Origin of the sequence: Streptomyces sp. NPDC048483 (genome assembly GCF_040651455.1) — a bacterium.
Taxonomy (GTDB): domain Bacteria; phylum Actinomycetota; class Actinomycetes; order Streptomycetales; family Streptomycetaceae; genus Streptomyces.
Window position 1 is genome coordinate 26147 of sequence record NZ_JBEZJZ010000034.1, and the last position, 20081, is coordinate 46227.

17 protein-coding genes are annotated in these 20081 nt (G+C 72.0%); 6 read left to right on the forward strand and 11 right to left on the reverse strand.

The window, feature by feature from the left end; translation table 11 throughout:
• Positions 1 to 307: 307 nt before the first annotated feature.
• The 3 genes from AB0D04_RS19315 to AB0D04_RS19325 form a co-directional block, all read right to left on the reverse strand.
• Positions 308 to 1093, reverse strand: coding sequence for an SDR family oxidoreductase (locus AB0D04_RS19315; RefSeq protein WP_362704514.1), 786 nt, complete (start codon positions 1091 to 1093; stop codon positions 308 to 310).
• A gap of 94 nt (positions 1094 to 1187) precedes the next feature.
• The gene (locus tag AB0D04_RS19320; protein WP_362704516.1) at positions 1188 to 1805 is read right to left on the reverse strand and encodes a DUF2690 domain-containing protein; all 618 of its coding nucleotides are present in this window, start codon (positions 1803 to 1805) and stop codon (positions 1188 to 1190) included.
• 141 nt (positions 1806 to 1946) lie between these two features.
• Positions 1947 to 3170 carry a PLP-dependent aminotransferase family protein gene (locus AB0D04_RS19325; protein WP_362704519.1) on the reverse strand — a complete coding sequence of 408 codons (1224 nt, stop codon included), beginning with the start codon at positions 3168 to 3170 and terminating at the stop codon, positions 1947 to 1949.
• 242 nt (positions 3171 to 3412) lie between these two features.
• Between AB0D04_RS19325 and AB0D04_RS19330 the strand changes: the two genes are divergently transcribed.
• Positions 3413 to 4282, forward strand: coding sequence for a hypothetical protein (locus AB0D04_RS19330; RefSeq protein ID WP_362704522.1), 870 nt, complete (start codon positions 3413 to 3415; stop codon positions 4280 to 4282).
• A 137-nt stretch (positions 4283 to 4419) separates the two neighbouring features.
• Here AB0D04_RS19330 and AB0D04_RS19335 read toward each other — a convergent pair whose 3' ends face one another.
• The 3 genes from AB0D04_RS19335 to AB0D04_RS19345 all read right to left on the reverse strand — a co-directional run bounded on the left by AB0D04_RS19335 (position 4420) and on the right by AB0D04_RS19345 (position 6735).
• Positions 4420 to 4629 carry a DUF397 domain-containing protein gene (locus tag AB0D04_RS19335; protein ID WP_362704524.1) on the reverse strand — a complete coding sequence of 70 codons (210 nt, stop codon included), beginning with the start codon at positions 4627 to 4629 and terminating at the stop codon, positions 4420 to 4422.
• A gap of 219 nt (positions 4630 to 4848) precedes the next feature.
• Complete coding sequence (locus AB0D04_RS19340; protein ID WP_362704527.1) at positions 4849 to 5715, reverse strand: helix-turn-helix transcriptional regulator; 867 nt, start codon at positions 5713 to 5715, stop codon at positions 4849 to 4851.
• Positions 5716 to 5973: 258 nt separating this feature from the next.
• Positions 5974 to 6735 carry a GPP34 family phosphoprotein gene (locus AB0D04_RS19345; protein ID WP_362704530.1) on the reverse strand — a complete coding sequence of 254 codons (762 nt, stop codon included), beginning with the start codon at positions 6733 to 6735 and terminating at the stop codon, positions 5974 to 5976.
• A 240-nt stretch (positions 6736 to 6975) separates the two neighbouring features.
• Here AB0D04_RS19345 and AB0D04_RS19350 point away from each other — a divergent pair, with 240 nt between their 5' ends.
• Together AB0D04_RS19350 and AB0D04_RS19355 are read left to right on the forward strand one after the other, a co-directional pair.
• Entirely contained in the window at positions 6976 to 9711 is a 2736-nt protein-coding gene (locus AB0D04_RS19350) for a D-alanyl-D-alanine carboxypeptidase (protein ID WP_362704533.1), read from the forward strand.
• An 87-nt stretch (positions 9712 to 9798) separates the two neighbouring features.
• Positions 9799 to 11346: a glycosyltransferase family 39 protein gene (locus tag AB0D04_RS19355; RefSeq protein ID WP_362704536.1), complete on the forward strand. Its 1548-nt coding sequence runs from the start codon at positions 9799 to 9801 to the stop codon at positions 11344 to 11346.
• Here AB0D04_RS19355 and AB0D04_RS19360 read toward each other — a convergent pair.
• The 3 genes from AB0D04_RS19360 to AB0D04_RS19370 all read right to left on the reverse strand — a co-directional run bounded on the left by AB0D04_RS19360 (position 11343) and on the right by AB0D04_RS19370 (position 13062).
• Positions 11343 to 12149, reverse strand: coding sequence for an ATP-grasp domain-containing protein (locus AB0D04_RS19360; protein ID WP_362704539.1), 807 nt, complete (start codon positions 12147 to 12149; stop codon positions 11343 to 11345). The two genes, AB0D04_RS19355 and AB0D04_RS19360, sit on opposite strands and share 4 nt — an antisense overlap.
• On the reverse strand, positions 12146 to 12481 hold the full coding sequence (locus AB0D04_RS19365) for a hypothetical protein (protein ID WP_362704626.1): 336 nt from the start codon (positions 12479 to 12481) through the stop codon (positions 12146 to 12148). The genes AB0D04_RS19360 and AB0D04_RS19365 overlap by 4 nt, the downstream gene beginning before the upstream one ends.
• A 260-nt stretch (positions 12482 to 12741) precedes the next feature.
• Positions 12742 to 13062, reverse strand: coding sequence for a hypothetical protein (locus AB0D04_RS19370; RefSeq protein WP_362704542.1), 321 nt, complete (start codon positions 13060 to 13062; stop codon positions 12742 to 12744).
• 233 nt (positions 13063 to 13295) lie between these two features.
• On the opposite strand from AB0D04_RS19370, the gene AB0D04_RS19375 reads away from it, so the two are divergent.
• Together AB0D04_RS19375 and AB0D04_RS19380 are read left to right on the forward strand one after the other, a co-directional pair.
• Positions 13296 to 13976: a hypothetical protein gene (locus tag AB0D04_RS19375; protein WP_362704545.1), complete on the forward strand. Its 681-nt coding sequence runs from the start codon at positions 13296 to 13298 to the stop codon at positions 13974 to 13976.
• Positions 13973 to 15253: an ATP-binding protein gene (locus AB0D04_RS19380; protein WP_362704548.1), complete on the forward strand. Its 1281-nt coding sequence runs from the start codon at positions 13973 to 13975 to the stop codon at positions 15251 to 15253. The genes AB0D04_RS19375 and AB0D04_RS19380 overlap by 4 nt, the downstream gene beginning before the upstream one ends.
• A gap of 103 nt (positions 15254 to 15356) precedes the next feature.
• Here the strand turns inward: AB0D04_RS19380 and recQ are convergent, their stop codons facing one another.
• Positions 15357 to 17399, reverse strand: coding sequence for a DNA helicase RecQ (gene recQ / locus AB0D04_RS19385; protein WP_362704551.1), 2043 nt, complete (start codon positions 17397 to 17399; stop codon positions 15357 to 15359).
• A gap of 145 nt (positions 17400 to 17544) precedes the next feature.
• Positions 17545 to 18270 carry a TetR/AcrR family transcriptional regulator gene (locus tag AB0D04_RS19390; protein WP_362704553.1) on the reverse strand — a complete coding sequence of 242 codons (726 nt, stop codon included), beginning with the start codon at positions 18268 to 18270 and terminating at the stop codon, positions 17545 to 17547.
• Between the two features lie 93 nt (positions 18271 to 18363).
• On the opposite strand from AB0D04_RS19390, the gene AB0D04_RS19395 reads away from it, so the two are divergent.
• Positions 18364 to 19800 carry an amidase gene (locus tag AB0D04_RS19395; RefSeq protein WP_362704556.1) on the forward strand — a complete coding sequence of 479 codons (1437 nt, stop codon included), beginning with the start codon at positions 18364 to 18366 and terminating at the stop codon, positions 19798 to 19800.
• The last annotated feature ends 281 nt before the right edge of the window (positions 19801 to 20081 follow it).

Below are 20081 nucleotides of genomic sequence, written 5' to 3' on the forward strand. Positions count from 1 at the left end.
GGGCCACTTCGCCGTGAGTCCTGTGGGGCGGTGTCCCCTTGCGGGAGTGGGGACTTCGGGGATTGAACCGCCCGGGAGGCGGGCCGGTCAAGGAGGCAACGGTCAAGGATATGAACCAAGGGCATCAAGACGAACGACTTTGCGTTGCCTTGACCTTCACGGGCGTTGTCCGGACCACGCCCGCGCACCCACGATGAACCCACACTTCGCCGGGCTCCGTACGCCCGAACATGTCCAGCAAGCCTGCACACGCCACGGCCGCACGGGCGCGGGAGCCCGTGCGGCCGGATGCCGAGAGGGGTGGCGGCTAGCGCATCAGCTCGCCCGCGTTGACCAGCAGGGACTGGCCCGTGATGGAGCGGGCCCGGTCGGAGGCCAGGAAGACCGCGGTGTCGGCCACGTCGGCGTCCGTCGCCAGTTCGGGCAGCGCCATCCGCTCGGTGAGCCGGCCCAGCACCACGGACTCCGGTACGCCCTCGCCCTGCGCCGTGAACCGGACATACGCCTGAACCGGCGGCCCCCACATCCATCCGGGCTGCACGGTATTGACCCGTATCCGGTCCGGCCCCAGCTCCCGCGCCAGCGAGTACATCGCCGAGACCAGCCCTCCCTTGGACGCCGCATACGCCGCCTGCTGCACCTGCGAGGGCGCGGCCACCGACGACTGCGTGCCGATCATCACCACCGACCCGCCGCCGCGCGCCGTGAGCGACGGCAGGCAGGCGCGGGTCATCCGCAGGGTGCCGAAGAGATTGACGTCGACGACGCTGCGCCAGGAGTCGAAGTCGGCGTCCCGCAGACCGCCGAACAGCGAGTCCAGGGCGGCGACATGGATCACCGCATCAATGCCGCCGAACCGCTCCACTGCGAGCGCGGCCAGCGCCTCGCACTGCGCCTCGTCGCCGATGTCCGTCGCCCGCCAGGCCGTACGCTCCCCCGAAGGGTCGATCGCCGCCGCCGACTTGGCGAGGTTCTCCTCCGTACGGGCCCCCAGGGCCACCGACGCCCCGTCCCGTACGCACGCCGCCGCGACCTGATGGCCGAGCCCGGCGCCGACGCCCGAGACGATCACGGTCTTGTTCCGCAGCAGCATGTGCGCCTCCCGGCCCATTGAATCTGACGTCCCGTCAGGTAGGGCGTCAGGGTAGGGCCGGGAGACCGGGATGGCCAGAGGATCGCTCCTCCCGTCAGCTCCACTCCGCGCGCTCGGTCGCCTCGAAGCAGTACTTGACCCAGGTACCGGTGTGACTCGGGGTGCTGCCCGGCACCGCGCAGAAGCGGACGCGGAAGGTGCTGCGGACCGACGCCATGTTGGTGAACTTGTCGTGGTTGATGTCGATGGAGGCGCTGCGGGACGAGCCCCCCGCCACGCTGATCGTCACCATGTCGCCGGGCTCGCCGTTCAGGATGCGGCCCCACACGGCGCCGCATTTCTTGCTGTAACGCAGCTGTATCTGCGCCACGTTGCCCTCCGTGGGCTCCCAAGTGACGAGGTCCGCGCCGCAGACGCTGTCCTTGGGGCTCTTGCCCTCGCAGCCGGCGCCGGGGCAGGGCGGGGGCGGAGGTGGCGGGTCCTCGAGCAACTTGGGCACCAGGTAGGTGGCGAGCGGGCCGAGCACCGCCGTGATGACGCCCACGACCAGTGCGTGCCGGGCGTGTGCGCGCAACCAGCGGCCGGCGGCCCGTATGCGCTCCCGACTGCGCCGCAGGAAGGAGGGGGTGGAGGTCTGATCCGGTTCGGGACCGGCATCGGGTTCGGGGTCCGGAGTCGGTTCGGGAGTGGGTTCGGGGTCGGGATTGCTCAATCCGGCCTCCTGGGAGGTCCACGTGCCGTAGATCTTCCAGTTTCCGGGATCGCAACGGACGTCCGGTAGCGCATTTTCCGCCCTTGACGGCGGTTCGGGCGCGCGTTCCCCCGCGCGCCCCTGGCGTCCGCCCCGCGCGCCTCACCCGTCCCGGCGCACGCCCTCCAGCGCCCTCTTGAGCCGCCCCAGCCCCTCGCGGATCTCGTCCGGCGCGTGCGTGACGAACGACAGCCGTACGGCCGTGGGGTCCGGTGTCCCGGCGAAGAACGGCGCGCCGGGGACGTACGCCACGTCATGCCGGACGGCCTCCGGCAGCAGCGCCGTCGCGTCGTATCCCGCCGGCAGTGTCGCCCACACGAACATCCCGCCCGTCGGACGGTTCCACCGCGAGCCCTCGGGAAGCGCCGCGGACAGTCCGTCGACCAGCGCGTTCCGCCGCTCGCGGTAGGCGCCGCGCACCCGCTCCAGATGCGCGTCCAGGTCCGAGTCCGCCAAGTACCGGGCCGCGGCGGCCTGGTCGATTGTCGAGGTGTGCAGATCGGCGGCCTGCTTGGCGATGGTGCAGGCACGCCGCAGCGCCGCCGGGGCGCGCAGCGTGCCCAGCCGCAGGCCGGGCGCCATCACCTTGGAGAACGAACCGAGCAGCGCCGTACGGTCCTCGGCACCCGGGAAGGACGCGATCCACCGCTGCGGCTCGCCCTCGAAGCGCAGGTCGCCGTACGGGTCGTCCTCCGCGATCCACAGCCCGCGCCGGGCGGCGACCCCGGCGACCGCGGCCCGCCGCTCGGCGGACAGGGTGCGGCCGGTCGGGTTCTGGAACGTCGGGATGACGTAGAGCAGCTTGGGGTTCTCGCGCGCGGCGATCTCGTCCAGCGCGGCCGGGTCCAGGCCCCCGTCGTCGGTCGGCACCGGCACCACCCGGGCGCCCGCGAGGGAGAAGATCTGCAGCGCCGCGAGATAGCAGGGGTCCTCGACCAGCACCACATCGCCCGGCTCCAGCAGGGCCGTGGCCAGCAGCGACAGGCCCTGCTGCGAGCCGGTGGTCACCAGCAGGTCGTCGGCGTCGGTGGGCAGCCCGCGCGCGGTGGTGCGCGCCGCGACGGCCGCACGCAGCGCCGGGTCGCCCTCGCTGGTGGAGTACTGGAGCGCCCGCTGCGGGTCCTCGCTCAGCACCTGCTGGAAGGCCGCCGCTATGCCCGCCGCGTCGAACAGCTCGGGCGCGGGCAGCCCACCGGCGAACGAAATGATCTCGGGCCGGGTGGTGAGCGCCAGGATGTCGCGTACGGGCGAGCTGCCGGTCCGCGCCGCGCGCGCGGCGAACTCGGGGACGGGGGTGACGGCGTCCGCAAGGATCGCGTTCGACATATCGGCTCCAATCGCTCGGATTGCAGGCTGCGCCGGCCGCCCCACACGGCGTTAACCGGCGTTAGGTGTAGACGGCAGGGAGCGTAAGCGGCCGGGGGGTGGGGGCGCAGATCTGCCCGAATGGTGGGCGCCCCGGCCGTTATGTCATCCGTCCATGCCGCCCGTCGGCGCCGCCCGTCGATTCCCGCGTATCCTTCCGCGCCACTCCCCATCTGATGCTGCGTCAGCTACACCTGTCTCTCATGACCGAGGACGCAGAGCGCACCACCACGGACCCCGTCACCTCCCCCGCGACCTACGCCGAACTGGCCGCCGTCGGCCCCTACGGAGTGCACCCCGGGCATGCCCTGATCACCATGGTCGAACCGCATCCGGGCCATGAGTACGCCTACAACCGCTGGTACGAGGACGACCACTACATCGCGGGCGCCATGGCGATGCCCTGGATCTTCGCCGGCCGCCGATGGGTCGCCACCCGCGACCTCCAACTGCTGCGCTACCCCGAAAAGTCCGCCGTCGCCCAGCCGGTGACGGCCGGCTGCTATCTCTCCACGTACTGGCTCACCGAGGGCCGCTACGACGAGCACATGAAGTGGACCGTAGGCATCAACAAGCGCCTCAACCGGGACGGCCGCGTCTACCAGGACCGTACGCATGTCTTTACGGCCTTCCAGGACCATGCGGCGACGGTCTACCGGGACGGGGCCGCGGGCCCGCGCGACTTCCATGCGCTGGACCATCCGTACGCCGGGCTGGTGCTGGAGGTGATCGACGCGGACGGCCCCGAGCGGCGGGCCGAGCTGCTGGAGTGGCTGCGTACCCGGCATCTGCCGCGGCGGCTGGCGGGTTCGCCGGCCGCGATGGTCACGATCTTCCGGCCGACGCCGCTGCCGGGGGACCGGATGGCCTATGTGAAGCAGGTCGAGGGCGTCGACACCCGGCTGACCCTGCTGTGGTTCCTCGAGCAGGACCCGCGCGAGGCCTTGCCGGGGGAGCACTTCGCCGACCGGGAGGCCGCGGTCGCGGAGTCGGGGCTGGGGCGGGTGGAGCTGGTGGCGCCGTTCATCCCGACCGTTCCCGGCACGGACCGGTACGTGGCCGAACTGCGCTGAGGCGTACGGCGGTTGGCCTGCCGTGCGGACATGGTGCTGTGCGGACATGGCCGAGCCCCCTCGGCCGGGACGGCGATCCAGTCGAGAGGGCTCATGTCCGCGCGGAGCGCACGGACCGGGGTGCGTGAGAACTCAGCTCACGCCAGGTCGAACGAGCCGCCGGCCACGTCCGACACGAAGGTGTTCCAGGCGGCGTTGTCGAACGTGAGGCGCGGGCCCTCGGGGTCCTTGGAGTCGCGCACCGCGATGGCCGCCGAGGTGGGCACGGCCATCTCCACGCAGGCGCCGTTGCCGCCGGAGTACGAGGACTTCGTCCAGGAGAACGCGGAATTGGGCTGAGTAGCCATTTTTTTGCTCCAACTCACTGTGGGTTACCGGGGATTCGGTACTGCTGACGCTACGCGCCAACATCACGAGCCGCAGGAGTCGTTCACCCTTCCGAATGCCATATTCCGTGATCTCTTTTCATGGTGGTGGGTGCCGGTGTACCGTGCGTTCCGCTTTTTCGGAGCACGCTATTCCGCGCCGTGCTGCCCCATTTCTCCCATGGCTGCCGCCTGCCCCCTTCACCCCATGGCGTCCGCATGCCCCTTGGCCGCCTTGGCGATGAACTCCCGGCTCTGGTCCGCGTTCAGCGCCTGCGCGCGCAGATGCTCGTACATGATCGTGTATTTGTGCACATCGTTGGTCTTCTCCAGATAGAGATCACTGGTGACGCCCTCGATGTACACCACACTCGAATCGGAGGCATCGTCGAATTCCAGGATCGAAAACGTCCCGGACATCCCCGCATGCGCACCCGTGTCATACGGCAGTACTTGCACCGTCACCTGCGGCAGATGACTCATCTCGACGAGATGCTCCAGCTGCTCGCGCATGATCAGATGGCTGCCGACCACCCGCCGCAGCGCACTCTCGTCCAGTACCACCCACAGCCGCAGCGGCCGCTTGGGATCATTGACCCGCTCCTGGCGGCGCATCCGCACCTGGATGCGCTTCTCCAGATTCTCGGGCGCAAGCTCGGGGACCGCGCCGGGGATGACCGCCTCGGCGTAGCCGGGCGTCTGCAGCAGACCGGGCACCAGCAGGGACTCGTACACCCGCAGCGAGGCCGCCTCGGTCTCCAGGCCGATATAGACGCTGTACGGGATGTCGCCGAAGGCGTGCCACCAGCCTTGCTGGCGCGAATCCTTGGCCATCTGCATCAGCGAATCGACTATGCGGTGATCGTCCACTTCATAGACCCCGCACAGGTCGCGGACATCGCGCTGGCTGATACTGCGGCGGCCGTTCTCGAGTCTGCTGATCTTCGACTGGGAGACCAGTAGCCGCTCGGCCACCTGTTCCGCCGTCATGCCTTTGTCCTCGCGGAGCCTGCGCAGCTCCTGGCCCAATCGGCGTCGCCTGACGGTGGGGTTGATGTTGGACGCCACGGGTAGTGCACCTCCGGCTCCGTACTGCTGTCGTGTTCTGTCCAGCAGGGTGCCACTCGAATGCCACGCCGCGCAGTCAAATGGACACAGAAGGCGAGCGAACATGCGCGTGGGGTGGCGGACCGGCCGTCGTCCAGAACGGCCGGACCCGCCACCCCACGCTCTCTTGCTGCGGCTCCCGAACGGATCTGCGGGATATGGGAAGTGGGTGTTGAGGGGTAGTGGTGCGCGTGTGGTTCGGGTGTTCTGCGTATCGCGTCAGCGGGCGCCGACGCGGGCCATGCTGCTGTGACCGTGCCGCGACTGCACCGGCACACCGGCCGCCGGCTCGGTGGCACGTGCCGTGGGCTGCCGTACGGATGCCGGTCCCGCGGCCTGCGCCCGCCGGGGCTGCGCCGCGGCGCCGTTCTGCACATCCATGACGGCGTGTGCGACCAGCCCGCCCATCGGGTCGTGCCGGATCAGATCCCGGAGGCGGGAGCGTGATGAGCGCCCTTCGTTCCCCGGGTAGAGGTGCTTGCCGAGTCCGACCGCATGGGCCAGCGCGGCGAGCGCCGCGGTCCGCGGGTCCGGTGGTACGCCGGTGCGGATCGCGTTGTCCAGCCGGACCCTGATTTCCCGGCTGATGGCCGACTCCGTCGCCTGGTAGCGCGTCGTCGGCAGCACCCCGCACATCTGTCCCTCCACGGCATGCACCATGCCGCACCGTTCCAGATGCGTGAGATACGTCTGGCGCAGCCCCAGTCGGGGCCCGCCGATCCAGTGGACCGCGCGCACCGGACTGCCGCGTCGGCGCAGCAGTTCGAGCGCGGAGTCCAGTGTTGGATCTCCTGTCGGCCGTGCCATCACCACGGCGATACGATCCCCGTCTGGGGCTATCCGTCCTGCCAGAGCCAGCTCTACTAGCTGGGCCCCGGCCAGGCCGAGGTCGAGCGACTGCGGCTGCGCCGTGGTCCCGGTCGTCGGGTCCAAAGCGAGCAGCAGAAGCTCCTCCGGAATTGTTCTGCGGCTCCTGCCCATCCATGCCTCCCCGCGTGGATGAATGACAGGGTGACCCCTCTCACATTCATCTGTCGAGGGTGCGTGGGGGGTTCGGTAGGGAACCGGTAGGTATGTCGTTCTCGTCTAGCACGTCGGCGACATCTTCCGTGGGGTGCGGCGCGCAGGGGTTCGCGTGGCGGCGAGATGGCGCCACGCGGACACAGGAGACTGGGAAACACTGGCTGTGGTGGAGCGGGCGACGTAGTGAAGGAGACATCGGTGGCGGGCGAGTCCCCCGACAAGTCGGACACGAACAAGTCGGACAAGAAGCAGTCGTCGGGGAAGCCGGCACGGAGCGCACGCGATCCGCGCCTGACGGCCTTCGGCAGGGAATCGGATGCGAAGGCGGCGGAGTCGGCGGAGCCGTCCGGCGAGCCGTCGGGGGAGCCGTCGGGGGAGCCGGATGCGCCCGGCGCGTCGGCGGAGGCCGGGCCTGCCGCCGAGGCTGCGCCCGAGAAGGGCTCTGAGGCGTCACAGGAGGCCGAAGCGGGCGAGGGCGGCGCCGACGGTGGCGAGGACCGTCTGCGGGCCGCTGTGGCCGCTTGGGTCGCGGGGACGGGCGATGAGGACGGGGGCGGGGACCCGGGGGCGGACTCCGGTGCGGGTGAGCGGGCCGGTGACGGTGCCGATGACGCGGATGCCGACGATCCGGGTGACGGTGACGGTGGCGCGGACGCCGGCGATGGCGATGGCGATGGCGTGAAGGCGGCGGCCAAGCCGGAGGCGTCGGGTGGGGCGGCAGGCGCGGCGAAGGTCGAGCTTGCGAAGGAGGCCAAGCCTGAGGCGAAGCCTGACGCCAAGCCTGACGCCAAGCCTGACGCCAAGCCTGACGCCAAGCCTGCGGCGAAGGCCGATGCGGAGCAGGAGTCCGACACCGACCCTGAGCCCGACGCCAAGGACGCCAAGGGCGCCAAGGAATCCGACGCGCCCAAGGCCGGGTCCGGCTCCAAGGCCGACCCGGCTCCCAAGGTGGAGCCCAAGGCCAAGTCCGAGCCCATGCCCCAGGCCGTCGATCAGCCCACGGCCGTGTTCAAGACGGTTGGTGCCCAGAAGGGCAAGGCCGGTGGGAAGGCCAAGGGCGGCGACAAGGCGGAGGCCGAGGCGGCGCCGGTCGATGAGGCGACCCGGACGTTTGCCATCGCGAAGCCCAAGGGGAAGGCCGCGGCCGGTCAGGCCGTGGACCAGCCGACCACGGCGTTCAAGATCACGCCGCCCGGCAAGGACAAGGTCAAGGCCAAGGACACGGGCGACGGCGAGCCCGGCAGCAAGGGCGACGGCAAGGCCAAGGGCAAGGCCGACGGCAAGCCCGACGGCAAGCCCAGCGACAAGCCCGACGACAAGGCGGCCCCCAAGGCCAGGCCCGTCGAGCGGGACACCGAGCGGACCAGTCAGTTCGTGGCGCTGAAGTCGGCGGACGACGGTGCGGCGGAGAAGTCCCTCGGCAAGACGGCGGACCGTACCCCGGCCCGTACCCCGGGGAAGGCCCTCGACAAGGCGGCCCCCGCGAAGGGCCCCGGCGCGCTGCCGCCCGAGGCCCCCGCGGCACCGGCGCCCACCAAAGCCACGCCCACCAAAGCCACGCCCGCCCCGCCGCGTCCCGAGCCCGAGGCGCTGCCCGAGTCCGAGCGGACCCGGCAGGAGCCGCTGCCGCCGCTCGACCTCCTGGCCAGGCTCACCAACACCCCGCCGCCGCCCGAGACCACGCTGCGCACGGTCGCCCGCCGGTTCAAGATCTGGACCCCGCTGGTGGTGCTGCTGGCGATCATCTTCGTGGTCGTCCAGTCGGTCCGGTCGCTGCCCGTGCCCACGCTCGCCGTCGGCTCCTCGACCGCGTTCACCTTCCAGGGCGCCAAGCTCACCGTGCCGTGGCCCGAGCATGGACAGGCGGCGGTCAAGGTCGTGGGATCCGGCGGGCTGGGGACGTTCGGCGAGCAGAAGCCGGTGCCGACCGCGAGCGTCGCCAAGATCATGACGGCCTACGTCATTCTCAAGGGCCACCCGCTCAAGACGAAGAACGACACGGGCCCGCAGATCGAGGTCGACGCCAAGGCGGTGGCCGAGGGCGGCTCCACGGACGAGTCGCGGATCGAGGGGCTCCAGGCGGGGCAGAAGTTCAGCGAGCAGGACATGCTCAAGATGCTGATGATCCCGTCCGGCAACAACATCGCCCGGCTGCTGGCCCGTTGGGACACCCAGTCCGGCAGCGAGGCGGCGTTCGTCAAGAAGATGAACGCTGCCGCCAGGGACCTGGGCATGAAGAAGACTACCTACACCGACCCCAGCGGCCTCGACTCCAAGACCGTGAGCACCGCCGTCGACCAGCTCAAGTTGGCCGAGGCCGTCATGAAGTTCGACGCCTTCCGGCCGATCGTCGCCATGCCCAACGCACAGATCCCGGGCCTGCCGAAGCCGATCAACAACAACAACGACAACCTGCTGTTGGCCGGGCTGAGCATCAAGGGCATCAAGACCGGCTCCAGCACGGCGGCCGGCGGCACGCTGTCCTGGGCGGCCTACAAGACGGTGGACGGCAAGGACCGGATGATCCTCGGCACCATGCTGGATCAGCACTTCAAGGGCCTGGACCCCAACGCCACCAACAGCCTCACCATGGTCAAGGACAACAGCCAGAAGGTCATCGAAGCGGTACGCAACGCGCTGACCTCGGCCACCGCGGTGAAGAAGGGTCAGGTCGTCGGGTATGTGGACGACGGCCTCGGCGGCCAGACCCCGGTGGTCGCGACCAAGGACCTGACGGCCGTGGGCTGGCCGGGCATGAAAGCGAAGTTCTCGATCGACGGCGGCGGCAAGCCCGTACCGCACGCCGCCAAGGCCGGGACCACGGTCGGCATGCTGACGGTCGGCAATGGCGCCAGCGCGCAGAAGGTGCCGGTGGCCCTGCAGAAGGACCTCACCGAGCCGACATTCGGGTCGAAGCTGACGCGCATCGGCTGAGTGTGAAGCGGGGCTCTCGGTTCTGGCAGTGCTAGAACCGAGAGCCCCGCCGGTTTTGCGAGCCCCGCCGGCGGTGCCCCTCCCCCCATGGGTCCGTACGAACGACCGGAGCCCGTCATCGACGCAGCGCAAGCACAGAAGACGCCGTTCGCGTCCTCGCCGGTCGCCCGTGGTACGTGGGCGGCGCAGGGGGCGGTGGTGCTGACGCCCTCCGGGCTGATGCTGCTTCTGGGGGCCTGGGGCATCCGCCGGCAGGACGCCATATGGCGCGACGAGGCGGTCACGTACGACGTGGCGCACCGCAGCCTGGCCGACCTGTGGCCGACGCTGCAGCACGTCGATGCCGTCCACGGCCTGTACTACGCGCTGATGCACGCCTGGTTCCTCGGCTACGACGCGACCCTCGGCGGCGCCCTCGGCGAGGTGATCGGACTGCGGCTGCCGTCCGTCGCCGCGATGACCGCCGCCGCGGCCGGCATCGCCCTGCTGGGGCAGCGCCTGGTGGGGCGGCGCGCGGGCCTGTTCGCCGGCGTCACCTTCGCGCTGATCCCCGTCGTGCAGCAGTACGCGCAGGAGGGGCGCTCGTACGCGATGGTCTGCGCGCTGGTCGTCTGGGCGACATACGTCCTGGTGGTGACGGCCGCCCGCCCGCGTCGCAGGCTGTGGTGCGGCTATGCGGCGCTGATGCTGCTCGCCTGCCTGCTGCACGAGTTCGCCGCGCTGGCGCTGCCCGCGCACGGCACCGCCGTCGTCCTGGCGCGGCTGCCCCGCCGGGTGCTGCGCGCCTGGGTCCTCGCCGCCGTCGCCGTCCTCGCCGGACTCGCCCCGCTCGCGGTCTTCAGCACCCGGCAGGCGGGGCAGCTCGGCTGGCTCATGTGGCCGGACCCCGTCCAGCTGCTGACGTTCGGGGTGCTGGCGGTGCTGGGTGCCGGCTGCGCCCGGATCCGGACGCGCTCGCGCGGCCCGATCGGCCTGCGCGCCATCGGCCTTCCGCTGCTCTTCCTCCCCACCCTCCTCCTCTTCCTCCTCTCCTACGCCGAACCGGCCTACGTCGACCGCTACGTCCTCTACTACGTCGCCGGCTTCGCCCTGCTTGCCGGCGCCGCGCTGGCCCGGCTGCTGCGGCCGCCCGGCGAACGCGGCCAGACCCGCGCGCGGTGGCTGCGGCGGGCCGCGGTGCCGGTGCTTCTGGCGGCGGCCCTGCTGCCCGTCGACGTCCATCTGCGCAGCCCGGACAGCCGGGTCGACGACGCCACCGCGGTCGCCGAGGCGGTACAGGAGATGGCAGTGCCCGGCGACGGGCTGCTGTTCCTGCCCGCGCGGCGCCGTATCTGGAGGGCGGCGCACCCGCGCGGGTTCCGCGGTCTGACCGATCTCGCCCTGGCCAAGAGCCCGGTGGCCTCGCACACCCTGTACGGCACCGAGCGCTCCGGCGACAGGATCCGCGACCGGATGCTCGACACCCGCCGGATCGTCGTCGCCGGCGACCCGGACGGCCAGCCGGCCGACCTCAACGACCAGGAAATCGCCAAACGCACCACCCTGCGGGACGCGTTCGAGGTCTGCACCGGCACCGAGGTCCGCGGCGCCCGGATCACGCTGTACGGGCGGCCGGGGGTGTGCGGGGAGGACTAGGGCCTGTCCGATGGGGCATGGCCGGGCGCCCCGGCGGCAGGGCGCAGAAAGCGGCGGTCGCCGTCCGGGACGCGGTCGTACGGGCCCGCCGCGCGCCGCACCACGTCCAGTACGTCGTCCGGCTCGGCCGCGTAACTGTGCGCGAACCACGGCATATTGGCCTCCACGACCGCCCAGTGGCCGTCGTTCAGCAGCCCCACATCGACCGCTGCCGCGCCGGGCAGCGGGGCGAGGCCGGGCAGCCGGGCGGCGAAGGCGCGGACGGCGGGCGCGTACGGGTCCTCGTGGAGCGGCGCGGGGTCCAGGCGGCCGTGGACGGCGTAGCGGGTGGCGGCGGCGAGGGCGCCGTCCAGGAGGAACAGCCGGTACTCGGCGGCGAAGGAGACGATGCCCGAGACCAGGACGGGGGTCTGCGGGGCGGCGGGCGGCAGCCGCTCGCCGTCCGTGTAGACGCCCGGCGGGAAGGACTTGTCGCTCGGCGGCTTGGCGAAGAACGGGTGGCGGAGCCGGCTCGCCTCCGCGTGGGTCATCAACTTGACCGTACGGAGGGTGAGTTGACGGGGCAGGAGAGCCAGCCAGTCGTCCGGCGGCTCGAGCAGACCCAGGTGCAGCGGTTCGGTGATGCGGTCGGCCAGGTGCGGGCCGCCGTACCAGTGGACCGCCCGTCCGGTCAGCGCGCGCACGGTGTCCGGGCCGGTCAGCACCGCCGTCTCCAGGCCGCGCCGGGCGGCCGCTCCGGCCAGCAGCAGGGCGGTGCTGGTGCGCTGCGCGGAGATCAGGAGGACCGGGGCGGGGGTGCTCATGGCGCGTGCGTCGGCTGTGGCGGGTGCGTCGACTGCGGCGGATGGAAGCTGCGGACGAGCTCGATGCGGCCGACGATATGCCGGTTGAACTCCGTCAGCTCCTCGGCGGGAACCCAGAGTTCGAGGATCGTCTCGCCACCTGCCTGGCGTACCGGATAGCGGTCGAGGAACGCCGCCTCGACCTCGAAGCGGGTGACATGGCCGACGCCGGAGGCCGGGACGTTCCAGTCGCGGGCGATCCGTATCGCGTAGTCCTCGTTGAGCACGGGATAGAAGATCGGCTGGTCGGGCAGCCGCGGCGGCCAGGTGCGCCAGCCGGAGGCCTCGACCAGGGCGAGCTCCTCGGGGCCGGTGGGGCGCCAGAGGGTACGGGTGGGGGCAAGTCGCCCGGAGGGTGCCGTTGAGGGGTGGCGGTCGGGCGAGGGGTGGGCTGCGTCGCGGGGCGGTCCGGGCGTGGCGATCATGGCCGTACGGTACGCGGGCGGGTGGGCCGGGTGCGCGGGGATATCGGCCGAGCCGGCTGCCGGGGGACCGGCACCCTCAGCCGTCCGGCGGATCGCGGCGGCCGGCGGGCCGGGCCGTGCGTCGGAGGTCAGGCGCGCTGCGCCCGGCCCTGTCGGCGCGCGCCGGCCGTCCGGACGGGGTGACCGTCGTGGCGCCGGCGGAGTACGGCGATGCCCACGCCCGCGGCACCGAGCGCGCCCGCGCCGCCGATGCGCGTCGCCTTGGGCAGATGATCGATCTTCTCGGCCACACCGGCCAGCCCGTTGTCCGGGAGCATGATCTCCGCCCGACTGCCCGCGTGTGCGGGGGAGCCGGCGGCGGAGGCGGACCCGGCGGGAAGCACCAGGACGGCCAGCGCACCGGCTGCGACGGCGGCGGTGCGGATCACGGAGCGGCGCAGGGCCGGCATGGGTACTCCTCGTCGTGGGCGGCTCGGGCCGCCGGTGGGCGTGCAGCGTGAGCAGCACGTTACGGATCCTGCCTAACGGCTCCCCGTACGTTGTGTAACAGCCACCCACATCTCTGTTGTAGGTCGTGTGACGGGGGCGCCTTGGGTAGCTTGGTCTCGCCACGCCTTATATCAGGCATGGCGGACGTATCGGGCGTCATGAACGGTGTGTGGAGGCGAAGGGTGGCGAGGGCATGCTCCGATTGCCATGGCGGGCCCGTGCCGCCCTGACCTCCCTCGCCTTACTGGGCCCGCTGCTCGCCCTCCTTGCCGGCTGCGCGGGCCTGGACGGGCTCCAGGGCGAGGGCCGGGCGCGGGACGTGAAGGCGCCGCTCGCCCTGTGGCCGGAGTACTCGCCCGCCCCGCTCCCTCGGGCGCAGAACCCGGATGCGCGCAGGACCGTACCGGGTCTCGCCCGTATCCCCAGCGGCAGCATGGCGGCCGCGGACCCGCTCACCGTCCTCGACACCGACATCGCCTCGGGCGGCGCCACCCCGCCCGCCCCGAAGGCCGTACGCCGTCCCGTCCTGCACGATCTCACCGGCGACGGGAAACCCGACCTGATCATGGTCGTCGACCTCGACCGCCGCACCAGTGAGCTGCGCGCCTACAGCGTCCAGAAGCAGCGCGTGACCCGGGTGCTGCTGGTGCGCGGGGTGCTGGCCGGGGTCGAGCTGGCGGCGGGGCATCTCGTCATCCGGGAGCCCACCAAGGACCCCCGCTACGTCAGCGTCACCGACTACGCCTGGGACGACGGCGAGCTGGGGCTGTGGGACCTCACCCTCGACGACGCCCGCACCCCGCAGACGCCGTCGCAGCCGCCCTCGCCCTCGCCGACGCCCACGCCCTCGCCGACGCCCGGAGCCGGGACGTGAGGCGCCCCTCGCTCTCCCTGCGCTGGAAGTTCGCGCTGACCGTGACGGCGGTGTGCTGCGCGGTCGCCGGCGTCCTGGGGGTGCTCGTCCACAACGTGGTGGCGCAGCAGACCGTCGGCCATGTCCGCGATCACGCCCGCACGGACCTCGACACCGCCCTGGTCCTCTTCGAGTACGGCACCTCGCGCGAGGGCATCAACTCTGTCGTCGACCCGCCCGAACTCCCCGCGGAACTCCGCCGGCTGGTGCACAGCGGTAACCGCGGCAGCATGGTCGGGACGTATCGCGGGCGGTCGGTGATGTGGGCGGCGGCGCCCGGGGGTGACCACATCGTGGCGGTGTGGTCGCCGTACGGGAGCACCCGGCACACCCTGGAGGACCTCGATACGGCGATCCTCGGCTCGGCCGTCCTCGCCGCCGCGGCCGTGGCCCTCGCCGGGCTGTTCCTTGCCCATCGCATCAGCCGCCGGCTCGGCACCACCGCGGCGGTCGCCCGCCGGATCACCGCGGGCGACCTCGACGCGCGGGTCGGCAACGACGGGGGCCGGGGGCCGGGCGGCGGCCCCACGGGGCACGACGAGGTGGCGGCGGTGGCCGCGGCCCTGGACTCGGTGGCCGGTTCCCTCCAGAGCCGCCTCCAGGCCGAACAGCGCTTCACCGCCGACGTCGCCCATGAGCTCCGCACGCCGCTCACCGGCATCCTCGCCTCGGCCGATCTGCTCCCGGAGGGCCGCCCGAAGGAGATGATCAACGACCGGCTGCGGGCGCTGCACCGGCTCACCGAGGACCTGCTGGAGATCTCCCGGCTGGACTCCGGCGCCGAGCACGCCGACCTCGCCGCGTATGAACTCGGCCCGATGGTCGAACGTTCGGTGCGCGCCACCGGCCTCGACACCGAGCTACGGATCACCGCGCCCGCGGACACGGTCGTCGAGACGGACCGCCGCCGTCTCGACCGCATCCTCGGCAACCTCGTCGGCAACGCCCACCGGCACGGCCGGCCCCCGGTCCTGGTCACCGTCGAGGCGCCCCCCGACGGCATCCCGGCCGTCGAGGTACGCGACCACGGCCCCGGCTACCCCGACGACCTGCTGCACCACGGCCCGCAGCGCTTCCGCACCGACGCGCCCGGCCGCGGCAAGGGCCACGGCCTCGGCCTGACCATCGCGGTCGGCCAGGCCGCCGTCCTCGGCATCGACCTACGCTTCGACAACGCCCCCGAGGGCGGCGCCCGCGCGACGCTTCACCTGCCGCGGTATCCGGAGAACGGCGACTGAGGGCCGGCCGGTCCGTCGCCGAGGGCCCGTCATCGAGCGCCCGTCACCGACGACCCGTCCGCCGCCGAGGGCCCGTCACGTCACGAGGGCGCGTCCACGGCTGTCACCAGTCGATCTCCGCGTACTCATCGGCGTCCGGCGCCGGCTCCTCCCGATCCTCCGCCGGCGGCTCCTCCGCCGCGGGCTCCTCCCTCACCGGCTCCTCCCTCGCCGGTCCGTCCGCGTGTGCCGGCCCGTCCGCCGCCACTGGGCCGGCTCCGGCCTCCGCGGCACCGTCCCTTCCCGCCAGCACGTCCAGAATCTGCTCCCCGTACTTCGCGAGCTTGTTCTCGCCGACGCCGTTGACCGTCCCGAGCTCGGCCGTCGTCGCCGGCTGGGCGGTGGCGATCTCCCGCAGCGTGGCGTCATGGAAGATCACATACGCGGGCACACCCTGCTCCTTGGCCGTCCGGCCCCGCCAGGCCCGCAGCGCCTCGAACACCGGCAGCGCCTCCGCGGGCAGATCCACCGGCGCCCGCTTGCCGCTCTTCGTCCTGGTCTTCGCCGCCCGCGCCGCCTTCTCCGGCTCCCGCCGCAGCGGTACCTCGCGCCGCCCGCCCAGCACCTCACCGCTGGTTTCGGTCAGCACCAGCGTGCCGTAGTCACCCTCGACCGCAAGCAGCCCCTGGGCGAGCAACTGCCGTACGACGCCCCGCCATTCGGCCTCCCGGAGGTCGTCCCCCACCCCGAAGACGCTCAGCCCGTCATGATCGAACTGAATGACCTTCGCGGTCTTCCGCCCCATCAGGATGTCGATGATCTGCCCCGCCCCGAACTTCTGCCGCCGCTCGCGCTGGAGCCGCACGATCGTCGACAGCAGCTTCTGCGCCGGCACCGTGCCGTCCCAGGTCTGCGGCGGCGAGAGGCACGTGTCGCAGTTGCCGCACGGGCCGCTCTCCTGCCCGAAGTACGCCAGCAGCCGGACCCGCCGGCACTGCACCGACTCACAGAGCGCGAGCATCGCGTCCAGATGGGCGGACAGCCGACGCCGGTGCGCGTCGTCCCCCTCCGACCCGTCGATCATCTTGCGCTGCTGCACCACGTCCTGCAGCCCGTACGCCAGCCAGGCGGTCGACGGCTGGCCGTCGCGCCCCGCACGCCCGGTCTCCTGGTAGTACCCCTCCACCGACTTCGGCAGGTCCAGATGCGCCACGAAGCGCACATCCGGCTTGTCGATGCCCATCCCGAACGCGATGGTGGCGACGACCACCAGGCCGTCCTCCCGCAGGAACCGCGCCTGGTTCCCGGCACGCGTACGGGCATCCAGCCCCGCGTGATACGGCACCGCGGCGATGCCGTTGTCCACAAGGAACTGTGCCGTCTTCTCCACCGACGCCCGCGAGAGGCAGTACACGATCCCCGCGTCCCCGGAGTGCTCCCCGCGCAGCAGGTCAAGCAACTGCTTCTTGGGCTCGCTCTTCGCCGCGATCCGGTACTGGATGTTCGGCCGGTCGAAGCTCGCGACGAAATGCCGGGCCTCCTCCATGCGCAGCCGGGACGTGATCTCCTGGTGCGTGGCCTCCGTAGCCGTCGCCGTCAGCGCGATCCGCGGCACGTCGGGCCACCGCTCGTGCAGCATCGACAGCGCCAGATAGTCCGGCCGGAAGTCGTGCCCCCACTGCGCCACACAGTGCGCCTCGTCGATCGCGAACAGCGCGACCTTCCCCCGGTCCAGCAGGCGGAGCGTCTGCTCCACCCGCAGCCGCTCCGGCGCCAGGTACAGCAGGTCCAGCTCCCCGGCGAGAAACTCCGCCTCGACCAGCCGCCGCTCCTCGAGATCCTGCGTCGAATTGAGGAACCCGGCCCGCACGCCCAGCGCCCGCAGCGCATCGACCTGGTCCTGCATCAACGCGATCAGCGGCGAGATCACCACCCCGACCCCGGGCCGGACCAGCGACGGAATCTGATAACACAGCGACTTCCCGCCACCGGTCGGCATCAGGACAACCGCGTCCCCGCCCCCTATGACGTGCTCGATGATCTCCTGCTGACTGCCACGGAACGCGTCATACCCGAACACCCGGCGCAGCACCTGCACCGCCTCGCTCACGTCCGAAACGCCTTCCGTATCCATGCCCACGACCACTTCCACGTCCGCCAGTGCCATCCCAGAAGCGTACGAGTTCCGAGGGGGCGGCCGCTGAGCCTGTGGACAACTCGCAGGGTCCGGCGTTCGCGGCGCCGCCGGTGCCCCGCTGCACGCGGCCGGGCCGCGGAGCCGAGCCTTCTGCCCGGTCGGGCCGGCGCTGCGGCTAGACGTCGGGGGTGGCAGAGGTGTCTGCAGAGTGGCCTGCAGGGTCGGCGGTGACGGCGGTGACGGCGGGCTGGGCGTCGCGGTCGCCCCCCTGGGCCCCACGCTGCGCGAGCGCGGTCCAGGACTGCAGAAGCAGGTCGAAGGCGTCGACGACGACATCGCCCGGGATGCCCTCAGGGGCCAGCAGGCGCTGGATGAGCAGGCCGTCCTCCAGGGCATGGACGATCAGGGCGAGGAACGCGGGGTCCGCGGGCGAGGTGACGCCGCGGGCGGCGAACGCCTGCTCCAGGCCGCCGGCGTGGGCGTTGCGGGCGAGGAGTTCGCGCTCGGCAAGCAGGGGACGCAGTTCCTCGTTCCGTAGCGCGTGCAGGACGAGTTCCATGCGCAGGGCGAGCCATTCGGGCAGGTGGCGGGCGCGGTCGCGGTTCCAGACCCGGAGCTTGTCGAGGGCGTCGGCGAAGGAGGCGGCGTCCTCGGTGACGGCGCGGACCTCCTCCAGCTCGCGGCGGGTGCGGTGCTGGAGCAGCTCGGCGACGAGGGCGTTCTTGTCCTCGAAGTTCCCGTAGAAGGCGCCGCGGCTGTAGCCGGCGCGCTCGGCGATCTGCTCGACGGAGGTGCCGTTGACGCCGCGTTCGGTGAACAGCTCGGCGGCGGCGGCCAGCAGGCGGTCGCGGGTCTGCTGTCGGCTCTCTTCGCGGGTCAGGCGCTTGCGTTCGGGGCTCACGGCGGCATCCTACGGCGCACCCCAGCAAAAATATACAGTTCCGTATTCAAATACAGCTCTGTATCTTTGCTGCCGGAGCGAAGGGAGAGTCCGATGGGGACGAACGAACTGTGGGCGCTGGAGGCGTCGGAGCTGGCGAAGCTGGTGGCATCCGGAGAGGTGTCCGCGGCGGAGGCCGTGGAGACGCACCTGGAGCGGATCGCCGCGGTCAACCCGCGGGTGAACGCGGTGACCCGGCTGCTGGAGGACAGCGCCCGGCAGGCGGCGCGGGAGACCGACCGGCGCCGGGCCGCCGGAGAGCGGCTGGGCCCGCTGGCCGGGGTGCCGTTCACGGTGAAGGAGAACATCCACGTCGCCGGATCGGCGACCACGCACGGCGTGCCGTACTTCCGTGACCGGGTGGCGAAGGCGGACGCTCCCCCGGTGCGGCGGCTGCGCGCTGCCGGGGCGATTCCGATCGGCCGCACCAACATGCCCGACCTGGCGATCGCCGGGCTGCACACGGTCAGCCAGCTGTTCGGGGACACGGTCAACCCGTGGGACCCGCAGCGCACACCCGGCGGCACCAGCGGCGGCGACGCGGTCGCGGTGGCGACCGGCATGGCGGCGCTGGGCCTGGGCAACGACTCCGGCGGGTCGGTGCGCAACCCGGCGACGTTCAACGGCGTCGCGGGGCTGAAGCCGAGCTACGGGCGATTCCCTGCCGACCACCGGATGAACGACCAGGAGCCGGTCCTGGGCCACCAGCTCTTCCCTGTGGACGGGCCGCTGGCCCGGTCGGTGGCGGACCTGCGGGCGGCATACGAGGTGCTGGCGGGGACCGACCCGCAGGACCCGCGGGCGGTCCCGGCCCCGCTGTACGGGCCGCGTCCGGACGCGCCGGTGCGGGTCGGCGTGGTGACCGACCCCGGCGGCCGGGGCGACGTCCACCCGGACGTGCGCGCGGCGATCGAGGCGGCGGCGGCAGCCCTGGAGGACGCCGGGCACCCCGTCGAGGAGGTGGAGGTGCCGCACCTGCAGGACGCCCTCGACGGCTACGGCGCACTGCTGCGCGCCGAGTTCTCCCTGGCCTGGCCCGTGCTCAGGCGGCTGCTCACCGACGACAGCGCCCGCCACATCGAGCTGGACACACAGCGCCACCCACCCGTCGACCTGGCGGAGTACCTCCGGCAGACCGGCGTACGCCTTGGCGTCCAGCGCGCCTGGGCCCGCTTCTTCGAGCGCTGCCCGCTGCTGCTGGGACCGGTGTCCACGCAGCCGACACCGGAGCCCGTGGTGCCACGGACCCCGGAGGAGCGCGACGCGATGATGACACCGATGCGGCTGCTGACCGCGACGACGTATGTGGGGGTGCCGGCCGTGGCCGTGCCCACCGGACTCGCGGCCGGGCTGCCGCAGGGCGTCCAGGTCGTGGCGGGCATGTACCGCGAAGACCTGTGCCTGGACGCGGCACAGCGCATCGAGGAGCGCCTCGGCGTACTCGCCCCGCTCGACCCGCGCCCGCACCGGTTCGACGGAGACACCAGGTAACGGCGGGCGATAGGGCCTCTACGGGCGTGGCAGCGGTGGGCGCCTTGCAGCGCGGGTGGTGCTCTGCGGTCGGGCGCCCTCGTACACCCGGGCCCGGCCGGTCTGCCGGGACTGAGCAGATCATGCCGCGGCTGGCTGGCTGGCTGGCTGGCTGGCCGGCCGGTCAGGGCTGAGCCACGGCGGTCCACCGGACCGGCGTTATATCGCACGGGTATGGCACGGGATCGAGTCCGTCCTTCCCGCCGCGCGCCCTCTGCTGTTGGCTGAGAGGGCGCGCGGGA

Excerpts from the sequence above, each read along its gene's own strand:
- AB0D04_RS19315 (WP_362704514.1), bottom strand. The coding sequence starts at position 1,093 with ATGCTGCTGCGGAACAAGACCGTGATCGTCTCGGGCGTCGGCGCCGGG.
- AB0D04_RS19330 (WP_362704522.1), top strand. The coding sequence starts at position 3,413 with ATGACCGAGGACGCAGAGCGCACCACCACGGACCCCGTCACCTCCCCC.
- recQ (WP_362704551.1), bottom strand. The coding sequence starts at position 17,399 with ATGGCACTGGCGGACGTGGAAGTGGTCGTGGGCATGGATACGGAAGGC.
- AB0D04_RS19335 (WP_362704524.1), bottom strand. The coding sequence starts at position 4,629 with ATGGCTACTCAGCCCAATTCCGCGTTCTCCTGGACGAAGTCCTCGTAC.
- AB0D04_RS19355 (WP_362704536.1), top strand. The coding sequence starts at position 9,799 with ATGGGTCCGTACGAACGACCGGAGCCCGTCATCGACGCAGCGCAAGCA.
- AB0D04_RS19395 (WP_362704556.1), top strand. The coding sequence starts at position 18,364 with ATGGGGACGAACGAACTGTGGGCGCTGGAGGCGTCGGAGCTGGCGAAG.
- AB0D04_RS19370 (WP_362704542.1), bottom strand. The coding sequence starts at position 13,062 with ATGCCGGCCCTGCGCCGCTCCGTGATCCGCACCGCCGCCGTCGCAGCC.
- AB0D04_RS19360 (WP_362704539.1), bottom strand. The coding sequence starts at position 12,149 with ATGAGCACCCCCGCCCCGGTCCTCCTGATCTCCGCGCAGCGCACCAGC.
- AB0D04_RS19345 (WP_362704530.1), bottom strand. The coding sequence starts at position 6,735 with ATGGGCAGGAGCCGCAGAACAATTCCGGAGGAGCTTCTGCTGCTCGCT.
- AB0D04_RS19325 (WP_362704519.1), bottom strand. The coding sequence starts at position 3,170 with ATGTCGAACGCGATCCTTGCGGACGCCGTCACCCCCGTCCCCGAGTTC.
- AB0D04_RS19375 (WP_362704545.1), top strand. The coding sequence starts at position 13,296 with ATGCTCCGATTGCCATGGCGGGCCCGTGCCGCCCTGACCTCCCTCGCC.